Annotated in this window: 13 protein-coding genes and 1 pseudogene; 4 read left to right on the top strand and 10 right to left on the bottom strand. The window is 41.1% G+C overall.

The genetic code is table 11. The features are described from left to right. The first annotated feature begins 4 nt into the window (after positions 1-4). Positions 5-1,231, top strand: a pseudogene (locus BN1356_RS07785) (MFS transporter). Positions 1,232-1,338: 107 nt separating this feature from the next. Here the strand turns inward: BN1356_RS07785 and BN1356_RS07790 are convergent. The 8 genes from BN1356_RS07790 to BN1356_RS07825 all read right to left on the bottom strand — a co-directional run bounded on the left by BN1356_RS07790 (position 1,339) and on the right by BN1356_RS07825 (position 8,374). Further along, on the bottom strand, positions 1,339-2,112 hold the full coding sequence (locus BN1356_RS07790) for an HAD hydrolase family protein (protein WP_093650833.1): 774 nt from the start codon (positions 2,110-2,112) through the stop codon (positions 1,339-1,341). A 15-nt stretch (positions 2,113-2,127) separates the two neighbouring features. After that, the gene (locus tag BN1356_RS07795; protein ID WP_093650834.1) at positions 2,128-2,973 is read right to left on the bottom strand and encodes a bifunctional methylenetetrahydrofolate dehydrogenase/methenyltetrahydrofolate cyclohydrolase; all 846 of its coding nucleotides are present in this window, start codon (positions 2,971-2,973) and stop codon (positions 2,128-2,130) included. Between the two features lie 274 nt (positions 2,974-3,247). Continuing rightward, positions 3,248-3,388 carry a FeoB-associated Cys-rich membrane protein gene (locus BN1356_RS07800; protein WP_093650835.1) on the bottom strand — a complete coding sequence of 47 codons (141 nt, stop codon included), beginning with the start codon at positions 3,386-3,388 and terminating at the stop codon, positions 3,248-3,250. A 9-nt stretch (positions 3,389-3,397) separates the two neighbouring features. Beyond that, a complete protein-coding gene (feoB, locus tag BN1356_RS07805) occupies positions 3,398-5,539 on the bottom strand; it encodes a ferrous iron transport protein B (protein WP_093650836.1) in 2,142 nt (713 codons plus the stop codon). After that, a complete protein-coding gene (locus BN1356_RS07810; protein WP_093650837.1) occupies positions 5,529-6,023 on the bottom strand; it encodes a FeoA family protein in 495 nt (164 codons plus the stop codon). The genes feoB and BN1356_RS07810 overlap by 11 nt, the downstream gene beginning before the upstream one ends. A 589-nt stretch (positions 6,024-6,612) precedes the next feature. After that, positions 6,613-7,347, bottom strand: coding sequence for an amino acid ABC transporter ATP-binding protein (locus tag BN1356_RS07815; protein WP_093650838.1), 735 nt, complete (start codon positions 7,345-7,347; stop codon positions 6,613-6,615). Then, positions 7,340-8,029, bottom strand: coding sequence for an amino acid ABC transporter permease (locus BN1356_RS07820; RefSeq protein ID WP_093650839.1), 690 nt, complete (start codon positions 8,027-8,029; stop codon positions 7,340-7,342). The genes BN1356_RS07815 and BN1356_RS07820 overlap by 8 nt, the downstream gene beginning before the upstream one ends. A gap of 114 nt (positions 8,030-8,143) precedes the next feature. After that, entirely contained in the window at positions 8,144-8,374 is a 231-nt protein-coding gene (locus BN1356_RS07825; RefSeq protein WP_093650840.1) for a DUF1797 family protein, read from the bottom strand. Between the two features lie 225 nt (positions 8,375-8,599). Between BN1356_RS07825 and BN1356_RS07830 the strand changes: the two genes are divergently transcribed. The 3 genes from BN1356_RS07830 to BN1356_RS07840 all read left to right on the top strand — a co-directional run bounded on the left by BN1356_RS07830 (position 8,600) and on the right by BN1356_RS07840 (position 11,846). After that, positions 8,600-10,840 (top strand): ATP-dependent Clp protease ATP-binding subunit, encoded by a 2,241-nt coding sequence (locus BN1356_RS07830; RefSeq protein ID WP_093650841.1) that lies wholly within the window; start codon positions 8,600-8,602, stop codon positions 10,838-10,840. A gap of 193 nt (positions 10,841-11,033) precedes the next feature. Beyond that, positions 11,034-11,492 carry an NUDIX domain-containing protein gene (locus BN1356_RS07835; RefSeq protein WP_093650842.1) on the top strand — a complete coding sequence of 153 codons (459 nt, stop codon included), beginning with the start codon at positions 11,034-11,036 and terminating at the stop codon, positions 11,490-11,492. Between the two features lie 51 nt (positions 11,493-11,543). Further along, entirely contained in the window at positions 11,544-11,846 is a 303-nt protein-coding gene (locus BN1356_RS07840; protein ID WP_093650843.1) for a DUF1827 family protein, read from the top strand. Between the two features lie 72 nt (positions 11,847-11,918). Here BN1356_RS07840 and ileS read toward each other — a convergent pair whose 3' ends face one another. Together ileS and BN1356_RS07850 are read right to left on the bottom strand one after the other, a co-directional pair. Beyond that, a complete protein-coding gene (ileS, locus tag BN1356_RS07845) occupies positions 11,919-14,717 on the bottom strand; it encodes an isoleucine--tRNA ligase (protein ID WP_093650844.1) in 2,799 nt (932 codons plus the stop codon). 495 nt (positions 14,718-15,212) lie between these two features. Continuing rightward, complete coding sequence (locus BN1356_RS07850; RefSeq protein ID WP_093650845.1) at positions 15,213-15,941, bottom strand: DivIVA domain-containing protein; 729 nt, start codon at positions 15,939-15,941, stop codon at positions 15,213-15,215. Positions 15,942-15,943: the final 2 nt, after the last annotated feature.

Below are 15,943 nucleotides of genomic sequence, written 5' to 3' on the forward strand. Positions count from 1 at the left end.
AGTGATGCTCTACTTTACAGATGCCTTGGTTCTATCCCCTATGCTTGTAGGGAGTATTGTCTTCTTTGGTAGATTACTCGATGCCTTAGATGATGTCGTAGTTGCTTACTTTATGGACTATTTATCTATTGCCTACAAAAAATGGTATTTAGCCGGTATCATTGGTTCGATTCTGACTTTTATTACACTCTATTCCTTGGGAACCAATACCAATTTTGCTCAACTAGTACCTTTAATAGTCCTTTTATATCTCTTGCTTGGAATTAGCCATACCCTTATGGATGTGAGTTACTGGTCCATGCTTCCTAAACTATCTCAAAAAAACCAGTCTAAAATTACTTTATCCACCTTAGCTACTTTCTTTTCCAGTAGCTAAGCCCTAATTGGCTTTAGCCTAGCCCTTCCTTTACTGAACTTTCTGAGTCAAGGAAACTTAGTAGCTGGTTTTTTGAAACTTTCTTACCTGGTTTCTCTCTTTATCATTTTTGTTTTGCTCTTTTCTTATCCCCTTTTGCCAACAATCAGGCATGAGCAAATGAAGTCTCGTAAAGGGAGTCCTCTATCTAGTATCTCCCTCTGTTTGAAAGCCATTTTGAATAGTCGTATTTTTTTAAGGTATCTACCTTACTTCTTTTTCTTTCAACTCTCCTTTGAGTGGATGAACTCCTTTAACATTTATTATTTCAAGTACAGTCTCAATCAAGAGTATTTCTTTTCAATTTATGCTTTTACGATTTTAGCTCAGATGTTTGGAGCCAGTATCTATCCAAAGCTCTGTCGTTACATCAACGAAGTAACCCTATTTTATCTAGCAACTTCATTTAGTATCTTTGGTATGTTAGCCATCTACGTCCTAGGACGTCTTGACCCATCCAATCTTCTCTGGATGTTTGTGGCTGCCTGTGTCAAACAAATTGGGTCTGGCTTGTTTATGGTTGCTACAACAGCTGATCTAGCCCATTCTATTCAGTTTAGTCAGGAGAAGACTGGCCTTGATAATGTAGCTATCCTGACTTCTGTAAAATTATTAGTCGCAAAACTAAGTAATGCTATTGCTGGGTTAGGAGTGGGAATGGGCCTTTCTTATGCTGGCTTTGTCAGCAACCAGATTCAAAGTCCTGAGACTGCCATGATTATCGGACGTTCAGCACTCATTATTCCAGTCTTTATTGTATTAATGAGTTGTTTCTTCTACCAAAGATTTGTCGTATATAAATCCGAAGTCAACTAATCCAAATAATCCCTTTTTCATTTTCAAAGAGCATTCACAAACATAGTGCAAAAAAGCGAATGACCAAAAAATCATTCGCTTTTTCTATTCTAGCTATCAGAATGCCTCTATTTTCCCTTAAAAACAGCAAAAACTTGTAGAATCTTAGCTGCAATAGCAGATGGATAATCTCCTAGTAGCTCAATTTGTTCGTCTGCAAATTCTGTTAATACTGAAAAATCTCCGACCTGAACAGCATAGAGCGACTCTTTGAAAAGCTTAATATCATTGCGGTCATTGCCAAAGACCACTACATCATTACCAACATGGTCAACTAAGGTACTAGCCTTATGGGTGTGGGCTGGATTGAGATAGATACATTTTTCAATGTCATCAAAATAAACATCCAGACTCTCTTCTTTTGAAAATTGAGTCAGGGTTTCCTCGAGCAAGTTTTCATGATTGCCCATATAGACAACCACTTTTATCGGATTCTTTAGATCCTCTAGAGCTAAAAACTGGGCCTTATTAAGCGGATCTACGCTTGTGATAAAGGGCATTTTTTCAATGATCTGTCCGCTGTAATCGAAGGCATTATCTACAAAGAAGGGGAGATTGTAGGTTTGGCACCAATCAAGTAAGAGATGGTAGGCAGATGGATCCATCGTTCTCTCAAAAATCAGTTGTCCATCTTGGTAAACGAGCCCACCATTCAGAGCGACAACCATCTTTTGACTCAGTTCTGGTCCAAGAGTAAAGAGACAATCGCGATAAGAACGCGAGGTTGCAAAAATCAATTCATGACCGTAGTCTGCGGCATTGAGTAAAACTTGCTTGATCTCATCATCCATCGTCCTGCGATCAAAACATAGGGTTCCGTCTATATCAAAGACAAATTTCATAGGAATTCCTCCTCACTAAGTGTTTCGAAGGGCCGCCTCATAAGTCTGTTCCATCAGCATGGTAATGGTCATGGGTCCCACACCACCTGGAACGGGCGTAATCAAGCTAGCCACTGGGGCAACTTCATCAAATGCTACATCACCAATCAACTTTCCATTTTCGTCACGGTTCATACCGACATCAATAACAACCGCACCTGGTTTGACAAAGTCTTTGGTAACAAAGTTTCCTCGACCGATAGCCACTACCAAAACATCTGCTCGATGGGCTAATGCAGCCAAGTTTTTCGTTCGAGAATGAGCAATGGTCACAGTCGCATGGGCATCGAGGAGCAATTGAGCCATAGGCTTTCCAACAATATTGGAACGACCGATGACCAGTGCATTTTTCCCAGTCAAATCCACCTTGTATTCTTTGAACATTTCCATGATACCTGCTGGTGTCGATGGAATCATGACTGGATGGCCTGACCAAAATTTCCCCATATTGGTTGGATGAAAACCATCCACATCTTTATCCGGTGAAATAGCAAAGAGTACTTTTTCTTCATCAATATGTTCTGGTAGGGGTAATTGTACTAAAATCCCATGCCACGCTGGATCTTGATTGTATTGCTCAATCAGTTTGAGGAGTTGATCTTGGCTTGTTGCCTCTGGTAAGCGAATCACCTGACTATTAAAGCCTGCTGCTAAAGCTGAGCGCTCCTTGTTACGGACGTAGACTTGACTAGCAGCATCTTCTCCAATCAAGATTACCACTAGTCCAGGTACCACTCCACTTTCCTCTTTGAGCTTTGCAGTCTTCTTAGCTAGGTCTGCCTGCATCTTGGCAGCCAAAGCTTTTCCGTCAATAATGGCCATGTCAAACTCCTTCTTCTTTTCCTCTATTATACTAAATTATGGGATAAATTCCCAATAATCTATCAATCAACTACTGAAAGTTCGGACATTTCTGCCTTTGATGGATCATCATTCAAAATCCAATTATTCCATATACATATCAAAAATCCTTTATCATACTCAGAGAAATCAACAGCATCCTTATACATTTCTCATTCTATTGTGAACACGGATTTCCCGGAAATAATCTATAAAACCCTCTCCAAATCAGCTGCTCGGCGAGGGTCATTTTTTATCATTTGGGGAGCTTGTTCATCTCATCCTTAATGGGACAAGAGCAAGCACAGTCACCGCAAGATCCTTTCCCCTTAACAAAGGTTATCAGACCAAAAAAGACTCCCACACCGATTAGTATCATCAAGATAATTGTTGCCATAAAGCCCTCCTAAGACTGAACTGTTCCAAGATTAGTGAGACTGATAATATCTTCCTTTAAGGGAAGTGGTTTGCGTGCAATCAGGTAGACAATCAGGATAAACAAACCGCCTGCTATTACTATCCACAAGCTAATCTCATGACCATAGAGGAAGACCAATCCAAATTGATAAATGATGAGGCTGACAAGGTAAGCCAAACCGGTCTGAAAACCAATGGCACCCAAAGTCCACTTGAGATTGTTCATTTCTCGTCCGATAGCACCTATTGCTGCAAAACAAGGAGCACAAAGCAGGTTAAAAGCTAGAAAGGAATAGGCGGTTAAGACTGAATAATCAGCTAATAAACTATTGGCCAAACCGGAACTACTGGTATTTTTGTAAAGAACACCAAAACTTGCCACGACGGTCTCCTTGGCTGCTAAACCGGTCACCGTAGCGACAGTTGCTTTCCAATTGTCAAACCCTAATGGTGCAAAGAACCAGGCGATTGACTGACCAAAACCAGCTAACATGCTAGCATCCGTCTCCACTGGCCGAAGTTGCAAATTATAAGACGATAAAAACCAAATCAGGACTGTTAGACTAAAGATGACAGTTCCCGCACGCTTCATAAAACTCAAGGCCTTGTTAAAAGCATAGCGCAGAACCGTTAGCATCTTAGGCAGATGATAAGCTGGTAATTCCATGATAAAGGGACTGCTAGCTCCCCCTAGGAAACGTGTCTTTTTCAAAGCAATTCCAGAGAAGATAATGCTGACCATACCAAGAAAGTAAGCGGATGGTGCCATCAGAGGATTGTGCGGAAAAAAGACACCTGCAATCAGGGCGATAATCTCTAATTTAGCTGAGCAGGGCATAAAAGTAGCTGTCATAATGGTGATTTTTCGATCTCGCTCATTTTCGATGGTTCGACTAGCCATAATAGCCGGAACGCCACACCCAGTCGCAATGAGCATGGGAACGAATGATTTCCCAGACAGTCCAAATCTCCTAAAAAACCGGTCCATGACAAAAGCAATCCGACTCATATAACCCGTATCTTCTAAGATCCCTAGGCAGACAAAGAGAACGAAAATTTGAGGTAAAAAACCCAATACTGCCCCGATTCCAGCAAGGATACCATCCAATATCAAGGATTGCATCCAACTGGCTACTTGCCAATAATCCAAGATTGACTGAACCCAAGTAGGAAGCAAGTCTCCAAAAAGCACATCATTGACCCAATCTGACCACATGGTTCCTACCGTCTGAATCGAAAGAAAGTAGACCAAAAACATAACCAAAGCAAAAATAGGTAGGGCTAAGATCCGATTTGTTACAATTTTATCAATTTTATCTGACAAGTTTAGTTTAAAATCAGTATCCTCTGTCTGGACTTCCTTGGCTATGCCTTCAATAAAAGCATAGCGTTGATTGATGACAATGGATTCTGAATCCTCTGTAAAAATTTCCTCTGTAATTTGGATGATCTCATCAATCTCTTGACGTTGAAACGATGATAAGTCTACTTCTGCTTCTACTAAGAGATCACGTTCAAACAGTCTGATCGCATAAAAACGTGCCGAAACCTGTGGCACGGTATTTCCCAATACTTCTATAATCTGAGCAATTGCTGCTTCAAACTTCTTGTCATAACTGGGAAATGAATTCTCCTCAAGTGTCTGTCGCCTATTCTTTGCTGCCTGTTTGATAGCTGCATCAACGCCTCTATTTTTCAAGGCACTGATTCCCATAACAGGAACCCCCAGAAGATAAGAGAGCTTATCCAGACGGATGGTTTTTCCTTGACTAACCAAAACATCGGTCATATTCAGACACAAGGTCAAAGGGATACCCATCTCCATCAGCTGAGTTGTCAAATAGAGATTGCGCTCTAGATTGGTCGCATCTACTAGATTAAGAATACTATCCGCACGATTACTGAGAAGGTAATCACGAGCAACTTTCTCCTCTGGACTGTAAGGCGACATAGAGTAAATCCCTGGAAGATCTTGAACAGTGACATCAGGCAACTTTCTCACCTTACCGCTCTTACGCTCGACGGTTACACCTGGCCAATTCCCCACACGCTGATTGGTACCTGTCAAAAGATTAAAAAGTGTTGTTTTCCCACTGTTAGGATTCCCAATTAGGGCAATTTCAATTCCCATTCCTGACGACTTCCTTTTCATCTTTTTCAGCCGCTATGACACTAATTAACTGTGCTTCTGATTTTCGCAAAGTCAATTCATAGCCTCTCAAACTGATCTCAAGAGGGTCTCCCAAAGGAGCTACCTTTCGTAAGTAAATTTTGGTATGACGTGTCAATCCCATGTCCATAAGACGTCTCTTGGCTTCCTTAGCAGCAAAAATGCCATCTATATAAGCGAATTGTCCAACTTCCAAAGTGGATAAAGGGATACTCTTTTGCTCCCAACTATCCTCTACCACATCAATCTGGCTTAAAATAGACTGATCAAAAGCCAGACGACTCGATTTTACTAAGACAATGGCCGTAGTCGGCGTTTTGGAAAGCAACTGAATAACACTACCAACTGTTAACCCCAAATTGGATAAGTGTCTCTGACTGTCCTCTGGCAAATGAATACTGGCTACCCGATATGAAAGCCCAATCCTAGCCTCTAGTAATATCATAATGGTCAGACCTTTCTTTTATAGTCATTTGAATGAACCTTAATCCGTCGTCAGTTTCTACTTGCCCTACTCTAGTTGAAAGACACTTAGTTCCTTCTATTTCTAACCTCAAACAATCTATTCCCAGACTGTAAGGTGAACGGACTGTCCTCAGTTCTTATTTCCCGCCTCCAACTGTCACTCTCCTGACTGTTGGAGCAGACTGCGTCTCAATTCCTCGTCCAAAAGTTCTTCATTCGACTGTATTTATTTTCTTTAAAATATGAGAGTTTTTTGACAATTTCAGTATATCAAAAACAAGATAGGGAGTCCAATAAAAGTCTGCATTTCTGATAATTTTCAGACAATTTGGTAATTAAAAAAAGATGGAAGTTTCCATCTTTAATGACTTATAGTCAAAGCAAAGCAAAAATGGATGATGAAAAGCGACACAGGCATATCTAGTGGTAGACAAGGAGTTTTAATTCATCTAATATTGATTTTCAGAGAGTATAGTCAAATGAATTAGATTTAGATTTAGAAGTAGGAACCGACTGGAGTACGGCAAGCCGATAGTGACAACGTAGAAAAGCTAATTCAAAAGACGATATTATAAAACTTTACTCAAGAAATCCTGGGTCCGGGCTTCTCTAGTGTGTTCAAAAACTTGCTCCGGTTTGCCTTCTTCAACGATGACACCACCATCCATGAAAATCACTCGGTCAGCTACCTCACGAGCAAAGCCCATTTCATGCGTCACAATCACCATAGTCATCCCAGATTTTGCAAGATCCTGCATAACCGCTAATACCTCACCGACCATTTCTGGATCAAGGGCTGAAGTTGGTTCGTCAAAAAGGAGGACATCTGGATCCATAGCCAAACCACGTGCAATAGCAATCCGTTGCTGTTGACCACCCGAAAGGCTTTGTGGATAATCTCCCGCTTTCTCAGGCAGACCTACTTTTTCCAGAAGATTATGGGCAATCTGCTCAGCTTCTGCTTTTGACAAACCTTTTGTTTTAATAGGAGAAAGAGTAATATTCTCTAGGACAGACATATTTGGAAAGAGATTAAACTGTTGGAACACCATCCCCATCTTCTCTCTCATCTTAAAAATATCATTCTTCTTATCTGTAATATCAACACCTTCAAAGGTTACTACACCCATAGTCGGATCTTCTAGGAGATTCATAGCTCGTAGAAAAGTCGATTTTCCAGATCCTGAAGGACCGATAATCACCACTACTTCCCCTTGTTGAATATCTAGGTCGATTCCCTTAAGGACCTCATTATCTCCAAAAGATTTGTGCAGATTTTTAATTGAAATAATTGTTTCAGACACCCGTGCGCCCTCCTTTATTTAATTTTTTCTCATACGTTTGGATAGCAAGCGTCAGAATACTGGTCATCAAGAGATAGTAGGCTGCCGCAAAGAGAAGAGGTTCCTTAGTGATGTAAGTCGTCGTTGATACGGTTGTCGCGCCATTCCAAAGCTCCATGACACCTATTGTAGATAAGAGGGAACTATCCTTAACAATCGTCACAAATTCATTTCCCAAGGCCGGTAAGATGTTTTTAATGGCCTGTGGCATGATGACATAGCGCATGGCTTCCCTTGGTCGAATACCCAGTGAGTAAGCTGCTTCCAACTGACCCTTTGGCACGGCGTTGATACCTGCTCGTACGGTTTCACTAACATAAGCACCCGAGTTCATACCGATAATGAGAATACCAGGTATCAGTCGTGTCATATCCACCGTTAAAATACCAAGTCTGAAAGTTGGGGCTACAATATGCATAGTAGCAAAAGCAATCATGATTTGCACCACCATAGGTGTCCCTCGGAAAATCCAAACATAGATTTTAGCCAACCAAGCAAGCGGACGAAAGTGACTACGTTGGGCAAAGGCAAGAAGAACACCTAAAATAGAACCGAGAATTACTACACATAATGCTACCAAAAGGGTTATGAGAGCTCCGTAATTAAAATATGGCCAATATTTGGGCAAGAAAGAAAAATTCATTTGTTTACTCCATTTTTATCATTTAAAGATATATTGTACCACAGTTTGAATAATCATACAAGATATTAGGAACTTTATGCAAAATAAAAAAGGCCAACTAGTGCCTCTCTTATGTTAGTACAACAATTCGTAAATTTCCATTGCGATCAAGTCAATGCTATCAAAAGTGTATGTTTCACGAGCAGCGACATCACGCAAAGTAAATACAGAACCATTCTCTTCGTCATGATTGTAAGCAACTTCTGCTACCACAAGACCATCACGTTCAAAATTACGTTTCAAAGTACCACCATCCGTTGCCATAGCTTCAAGACGATTGATAATTCTCACTAAATGTGATTCCATCTCCATTTCTCCTATTCCTTTTATTTATAAGTGTATTTTACCATAATTCACCTAAAATGTCTTGTATTAAAGCAGTCTTTGGGCACTGGTAAGCGATTTATTAGGAAGAAATTTTCTATAAAGAGATCTAGATTCTTGCAATTTCATCAGAAATTGATATAATTATTTTATATCTGACCTTTTCTGACCAAAGAAAAGAAAACCATCACAGAAAGAGGTAGTGCTATGTTATGTCAAAACTGTAAAATCAACGATGCAACCATTCATCTCTATACAAACCTCAATGGTAAACAGCAGCAAGTGGACCTTTGCCACAACTGCTACCAGATCATGAAAACAGACCCCAATAATGCCATTCTAAGAGGCCTTGCTGATATGAATAATCCCAATGATATGGATCCTTTCAGCGAATTTTTCAACCATATTGGAGGTTTCCCTGGAAAGACTCCTGCAGGCCGAAGACCCGATCAAGTACCGCCGACTCAAGCAGGAAGAAATGGTGGCGGTGGCCATCAACAACCCCCTCAACAAGTTCAACAGCCAGCCGGCTTGCTAGAAGAATTTGGAATCAACATCACAGAAATTGCTCGCCGTGGTGATATCGATCCTGTTATCGGGCGTGATCAAGAAATTACTCGTGTCATCGAAATCCTCAATCGTCGGACCAAAAACAACCCTGTCCTCATCGGCGAGCCCGGTGTCGGTAAGACCGCTGTGGTCGAAGGACTGGCTCAAAAAATTGTCGATGGCAATGTTCCACAAAAACTACAAGGCAAGGAAGTTATTCGCTTGGATGTGGTTAGTCTAGTGCAAGGAACAGGCATTCGTGGTCAATTTGAAGAACGCATGGCCAAACTCATGGAGGAAATACGAAACCGCAAGGAAGTCATCCTCTTCATTGATGAAATTCATGAAATTGTCGGTGCCGGTGCTGCCGGAGATGGCAATATGGATACAGGAAACATCCTAAAACCTGCCTTAGCTCGCGGGGAGCTCCAACTTGTGGGTGCTACTACTCTCAATGAATACCGTATCATTGAAAAAGACGCCGCACTTGAGCGCCGTATGCAACCTGTTCGTGTTGATGAACCATCCGTTGAAGAAACCATTACTATTCTCAAAGGGATTCAAACCAAGTACCAAGATTACCACCATGTCCGCTATACGGATGAAGCGATCCATGCTGCTGCGGTTCTCTCCAATCGCTATATTCAAGACCGCTTCTTACCAGACAAGGCTATTGATCTCTTGGACGAATCTGGCTCTAAAATGAATTTGACCCTCAACTTTGTTGATCCAAAAGAAATCGACCAACGCTTAGTTGATGCTGAAAACCTCAAGGCCCAAGCAACTCGCGATGAAGATTACGAAAAGGCGGCCTACTATCGCGACCAGATTGCCAAGTATAAGGAAATGCAGAAAACGAGCTTGACCGAGGAAGACATTCCCCTCATTACAGAGAAGGAAATTGAAGCCATCATCGAGCAGAAAACCAATATCCCTGTAGGTGAACTCAAAGAAAAAGAACAATCGCAATTGATTCATCTTGCAGATGATCTTAAAGCTCATGTTATCGGCCAAGATCAGGCCGTTGATAAAATCGCCAAAGCTATCCGCCGCAATCGTGTCGGTCTTGGGGCACCCAATCGCCCCATCGGCTCCTTCCTTTTTGTAGGACCAACTGGTGTGGGTAAGACAGAATTATCCAAACAACTAGCCATCGAACTCTTTGGGTCAGCGGATAGTATGATTCGCTTCGATATGTCCGAATACATGGAAAAACATAGTGTAGCTAAATTAGTTGGCGCTCCTCCAGGCTATGTAGGCTACGAAGAGGCTGGCCAATTGACAGAGAAAGTCCGCCGCAACCCCTACTCCCTCATCCTCCTAGATGAGGTCGAAAAAGCTCATCCAGACGTTATGCACATGTTCCTTCAGGTACTCGATGATGGCCGCTTAACAGACGGACAAGGACGAACTGTCAGCTTCAAGGATGCGATTATTATCATGACTTCAAACGCTGGAACTGGTAAAGCCGAAGCATCTGTTGGATTCGGAGCTGCGATGGAAGGCCGTACAAACTCAGTGCTTGGTCAATTAGGTAACTTCTTCAGCCCTGAATTCATGAACCGCTTTGACGGTATCATCGAATTTCAAGCTCTAGATAAGGAACACTTGCTTCAGATTGTTGAACTTATGTTGCAGGATGTCAATGCTAGACTGGCCAGCAATGGTCTCCATATCCATGTCACAGATAAGGTCAAGGAAAAACTGGTTGATCTCGGTTATGATCCAAAAATGGGAGCCCGACCACTTCGCCGCACCATCCAAGACCAGATCGAAGACGCCATCACCGATTATTATCTAGAACATCCTTCTGATAAAGAGCTACGAGCAGTCATGACTTCCAATGGGAAAATACTTGTCAAATCCACTCAAAAAACAAGTGTCGATAAAACAGAATAACAGGAAAGTCTCGTCAAATTCCTATAAAGGCTCAGAATACGGTCATAAAACCGTAAATTCTAAGCCTTTTTTATTGGGCTGAATTCTAAATACTAAATTGAAGTTGAGTTTTTACTCAGATAGATACTTTTTTGATGGAATTTTCATATTATTTTTAGTATAATATCACTAATTAAAATAAGAGGAAAAGATTATGACAAATCCCGTATTTGGTAAAAAAGTAGATGGAGTGAATTACCAATCTCGTTATGGTGTTTACGCAATCATTCCAAACTCAGAAGAAACGGATATTATCCTTGTTCAAGCACCGAATGGAGCCTGGTTTCTTCCCGGTGGAGAGATAGAAGACGGGGAAGACCACCTGACTGCCCTTGAAAGAGAGTTACTAGAAGAATTAGGCTTTGTGGCAACTGTTGGCCAGTATTATGGTCAAGCAGACGAGTATTTTTACTCTCGTCACCGCGATACACACTTCTATAATCCTGCCTATCTCTACCAAGTAACTAGTTTTACAGAAATTGATAAACCATTAGAAGATTTTAATCAGTTAGCTTGGTTCCCGATCGATCAAGCCATTGAAAAACTAAAAAGAGGCAGTCACAAATGGGGAATTGAGCAATGGAAAATTCAAAAAAATTCCAATAAAAGCTAGAAAAATCAGTCTAAGCGTGCTATAATAAATCGAAAGAAGAGGAGGTCAAGCATGAAATTAATCAACACGACCAATAGCCATATTCAGTTGGTCCAGAGCCAGTTAGAAAATACGGATGCCTTTCTGGTAGAAACCTACTCAGCTGGAAATACAGATGTTATTTTTACTCAGGCACCACTTCACTACGAACTACTCATCACCAATAAATATCGAGCTATTCTTCCAAGAGAAATTGAAGGAATCCGTGACTTTTTCCTTAAGCGTAAAATTGATAAAGAAATCATCAATCCCTCTCGCATTCAAACGATTCATACAGAACGTCTAGTCGAAATGTCTATACCAATCAATCAATAACTTAGCAAGCCTTGAGCTTGTTTTTTTGTCCAACCATAATGAAAATGACCTAAAAACTAGGTCATTTTTTCATTATTTAGCGTTCACTTCAAACCCTTCAGCTACTGCTTGCGCAAAGTTAGCTTCAACGATTTGAGCACAGTGATCACAAATGTGTGCATGATAGGAACGATCCGCAACTGTTTGATCGATACGACGGCAACGTTCACAAACCTCACCCTGAGCATGTTCAACTACAAAAGCTAAACCATCAAAAGCAAGGGCAGTGGCGGGTGCCTCTTGATCAGAGACTGTCAATTGAGAAACAATCAAGAGTTGCGCGATATCGCTGTCCAAGGCAGCTAAAAGTGTCCGTACTGGTTCTGTAGCATAGATGGTCAAGTGAGCTTCCAAGGATTTACCGATAATTTTCTCGTTACGCGCTTCTTCCAAAGCTTTTTGAGCCTGGGTGCGAAGGGTCATAAAGGCCTCCCACTCCTGCAGGATAACTTCTTGTTCTGCGAAGATTTCTGCTTCCGGTAACTCAGCCAATTGAACAAATTCTTCGGCTTCAAATTCTAGATAGGACCAAATTTCCTCAGCTGTGTGTGGAAGAATTGGTGTCAAGAGTTTAGTAATTTTTACCAAGATATCGTAGAAGACTGTCTGCATTTGACGCCGAGCCAGTGCATCTTCTGCCTCAATATAGACAACATCCTTAGCAAAGTCCAAGTAGAAGGCTGACAAATCAACTGTAATAAAGTTGACCAGAGCCTTGTAGATGGTTAAGAAATCGTACTTGTCATAAGCTTGGCGAATGGTTTTGACCAAACTATTAAACTTAATCGTCATATACTTATCAACCGGACGCAAGTCTTGGAAAGAAAGTGCATCTTTTTCTGGATTGAAATCAGAAGTATTGGCAATCAAGAAGCGAAGTGTATTTCGAATCTTACGGTAGGTTTCAGAAACTTGCCCTAAAATATCCATAGAAACGCGTACATCATTGTCGGTATCAACAGAAGCAACCCAGAGACGCAAGATTTCAGCACCATATTGCTTAGCGACATCATTTGGAGAGATAATATTGCCCTTAGATTTAGACATTTTCTCACCCTTACCATCCAATACAAAGCCTTGCGACAAGACTGATTTGTAAGGCGCATGTCCATTGACTGCAACAGAAGTAATCAATGATGAATTGAACCAGCCACGGTACTGGTCTGAACCTTCTAGGTAAAGATCTGCTGGATAAGCTAAGTTTGCACGGGCTTTCATGACACCATTCCATGATGAGCCAGAGTCAAACCAAACATCCATGATATCTGTTTCTTTTTCAAAGAGACCGTTTGGCGAACCTGGATGCGTGAAGCCTGCAGGAAGTAAATCCTTAGCCTCGCGTTCCCACCAGATAATGGATCCTTCTTTTTCAAAGAGTTCAGCGACATGGTCTGTCACTTCTTTTGTCATAATGGCTGTACCATCTTCGGCATAGAAGATGGGAAGTGGAACACCCCAATTACGTTGACGCGAAATAACCCAATCCCCACGGTCACGGATCATGTTATAAAGACGCGTATGTCCCCATGATGGGTAGAATTTCGTTTTGTCAATCTCTTCTAGAATTTCCTGACGGAATTTTGACACAGAGGCAAACCATTGGGGTACTGCGCGCCAAATGATTGGTTTCTTAGTCCGCCAGTCAAATGGATATGAGTGATTAATCACTTCTTTAGCTAGGAGCAAATCACCCAATTTTTCGACTACAGTTGGCAAAACCTTAGCATAAAATTGACCTTGGAAGTCTGGGCCAGCCAGTTCATTCATCATCCCACGTTCGTCAACAGTTACGTAAACTTCTAAACCGTATTTGACACCAACATTGTAGTCATCCTCACCAAAGGATGGAGCTGTATGGACGATCCCTGTACCAGATTCAGTCGTTACATGGTCGCCCAAGATGACCAATTCATCAACATGAGTATCCCATGGGTGTTCTGTTACGATATGCTCAAGTTGAGAACCCTTGTAGTTGGCAATGATTTCAAAATTTTCCCAAGCAAATTTTGGAGCCAAACTGTCCAAGAGAGCTTCTGCAAGAATATATTTGCGCTCAGATCCAGCCGGTTGAACAGCCACATAGTCCACATCTGCTCCTACTGTCAAACCACGAGAAGCTGTGATGGTAAATGGAGTTGTTGTCCAAACGATGATATAAGAATCTGTATCAAGAACACCCTTGCCATCCTTCACTTTATTGGCATAATAGAGAGAAGTCGAATCAACATCGTGGTATTCAATTTCTGCTTCTGCTAAAGCAGATTCTGATGACCATGACCAGTAAACAGGCTTGGCTCCACGATAGATATATCCCTTGTCAGCCATGGCACCGAAAACGCGGATTTGAGCTGCTTCAAATTCAGGATAAAGAGTTACGTAAGGATTTTCCCAGTCGCCAGAAACACCCAGACGCTTGAAATCATCTCGTTGTTTATCCACTTGGGTCAATGCATAATCACGGCACATCTTCAAGTAGCTGGCACGGTCCAATTCTTTGCGTTTGACACCTTGTTTAGCCAATACTTGTTCAATTGGCAAACCATGCGTATCCCAACCAGGAATATAGGGTGCTCGGAAACCGGACATGGACTTAGAACGAACGATAATATCCTTTGAAATCTTATTAAGGGCATGGCCTACATGGATATTTCCATTGGCATAGGGAGGGCCATCATGAAGGTGGAAGGCTGGTTTACCAGCATTTAATTCTTGGCGCTTAGCATAAAGATCCGCATTTTCCCAATCCTTTTGCCATTGTGGTTCCTTGTTTGGAAGACCAGCACGCATAGGAAAGGCTGTCTTTCCTAAATTCAAAGTTTCTTTGAGTTTCATTATTTCTCCTAACTATTTTATCCATAAATTTTTATTCAGTTTTCCATTGAAAACCCATAGCTGACTACTGATTCATTTGTCGATGACAGTTGTCCATTTTTCCATAAAGAGGTCAATAAGCTCTCAACAAGATTTAGTAGTTCCTTTTATTTATCCTCCTGTGATGATCAAAAGGACACTGTCTTGTTTTGCTCTGATAAACTGGAATTCTAGCTGCAACTTAATCATCTGATTTTTTTTATTTCTCTTGGGTCTCATGTTAGCCCAACATAAAAAACTTCCGCCAGAAAGGACGAAAGTTCGTGGTACCACCTTAGTTTAGACAGAATTCCCCCTGTCCCTCAGTAACTCGTAACGTGAGTCAACCGTTTTTCCCTACTAACCTTCAGGAAAAATCCAGCAAAAGGATATCTCAATACTGAGGAATTACAGGACTTCCACCATCACCTGCTCGCTATAAATATCATTTATTGAGAATTTTTTGCTCTTGGTTTATTATTCATTTTCATGAAACTCATGGTTATCATGAGCTTCAGAATGGTCAGACCATTCCTCATCATGGTTTGCATTATCCATTTCAGCTGCGTGACGTTGCAATTCTTCTAATTCTTCCTGGGTTAACTGACGAGTCATTTCCAAATCTTCTTCTGTCACAGCTGGTCTTTCATCCAAAGCTTTTTCCATCACTTCACGGAAAGCTTCATCAGAAGTTTGCAAATAGGTAGCGGTTGGACGAAGAATATCTTCCCAGTCTGAAGAATTGATGATAGACAATTGACTTTCAACAGTTGATTTAAGACGTTGGTGGAAGATACGAGTTTTATTCTTCAACTCTTCTGTTTCCACAGCAATTTTCTTAGCATTATCGGTAGCTGAACGCAAAATTGTATTGGCTTTTTCTTTTGCTTCGTTGAGAAGATTTTGCGCATCGTATTCAGCCTGTTTAAGGATATTCTGGGCCTGATCTTCAGAAGCATGTTTTACTTTATCAGCCGTATCTTGAGCCAAAATAACAGACTGGCTCAGGGATTCCTTCATTTCATCAAAAACAGAAAGACGATCTTTTAATGATTTAATTTCTGACTCTTGAGCATGATTTTTATGAACCAGATTCTCATAATCACGGGTTACAATATCCAAAAAATCATCAACTTCTTCGGCATTGTAGCCTCTAAATTTTGTAGCAAAGGTTTTATCTTTTAACTCTAATGCTGTAAGTGCCATAG

The sequence above is a fragment of the Streptococcus varani genome (assembly GCF_001375655.1).
GTDB lineage: Bacteria > Bacillota > Bacilli > Lactobacillales > Streptococcaceae > Streptococcus > Streptococcus varani.

What these genes read in the sequence shown, in the direction of transcription:
- BN1356_RS07825 (WP_093650840.1), bottom strand. Translation starts at nt 8,374, where the DNA reads ATGGAATCACATTTAGTGAGAATTATCAATCGTCTTGAAGCTATGGCA.
- BN1356_RS07835 (WP_093650842.1), top strand. Translation starts at nt 11,034, where the DNA reads ATGACAAATCCCGTATTTGGTAAAAAAGTAGATGGAGTGAATTACCAA.
- BN1356_RS07820 (WP_093650839.1), bottom strand. Translation starts at nt 8,029, where the DNA reads ATGAATTTTTCTTTCTTGCCCAAATATTGGCCATATTTTAATTACGGA.
- feoB (WP_093650836.1), bottom strand. Translation starts at nt 5,539, where the DNA reads ATGGGAATTGAAATTGCCCTAATTGGGAATCCTAACAGTGGGAAAACA.
- BN1356_RS07810 (WP_093650837.1), bottom strand. Translation starts at nt 6,023, where the DNA reads ATGATATTACTAGAGGCTAGGATTGGGCTTTCATATCGGGTAGCCAGT.
- BN1356_RS07800 (WP_093650835.1), bottom strand. Translation starts at nt 3,388, where the DNA reads ATGGCAACAATTATCTTGATGATACTAATCGGTGTGGGAGTCTTTTTT.
- BN1356_RS07850 (WP_093650845.1), bottom strand. Translation starts at nt 15,941, where the DNA reads ATGGCACTTACAGCATTAGAGTTAAAAGATAAAACCTTTGCTACAAAA.
- BN1356_RS07790 (WP_093650833.1), bottom strand. Translation starts at nt 2,112, where the DNA reads ATGAAATTTGTCTTTGATATAGACGGAACCCTATGTTTTGATCGCAGG.
- BN1356_RS07830 (WP_093650841.1), top strand. Translation starts at nt 8,600, where the DNA reads ATGTTATGTCAAAACTGTAAAATCAACGATGCAACCATTCATCTCTAT.
- ileS (WP_093650844.1), bottom strand. Translation starts at nt 14,717, where the DNA reads ATGAAACTCAAAGAAACTTTGAATTTAGGAAAGACAGCCTTTCCTATG.
- BN1356_RS07840 (WP_093650843.1), top strand. Translation starts at nt 11,544, where the DNA reads ATGAAATTAATCAACACGACCAATAGCCATATTCAGTTGGTCCAGAGC.
- BN1356_RS07795 (WP_093650834.1), bottom strand. Translation starts at nt 2,973, where the DNA reads ATGGCCATTATTGACGGAAAAGCTTTGGCTGCCAAGATGCAGGCAGAC.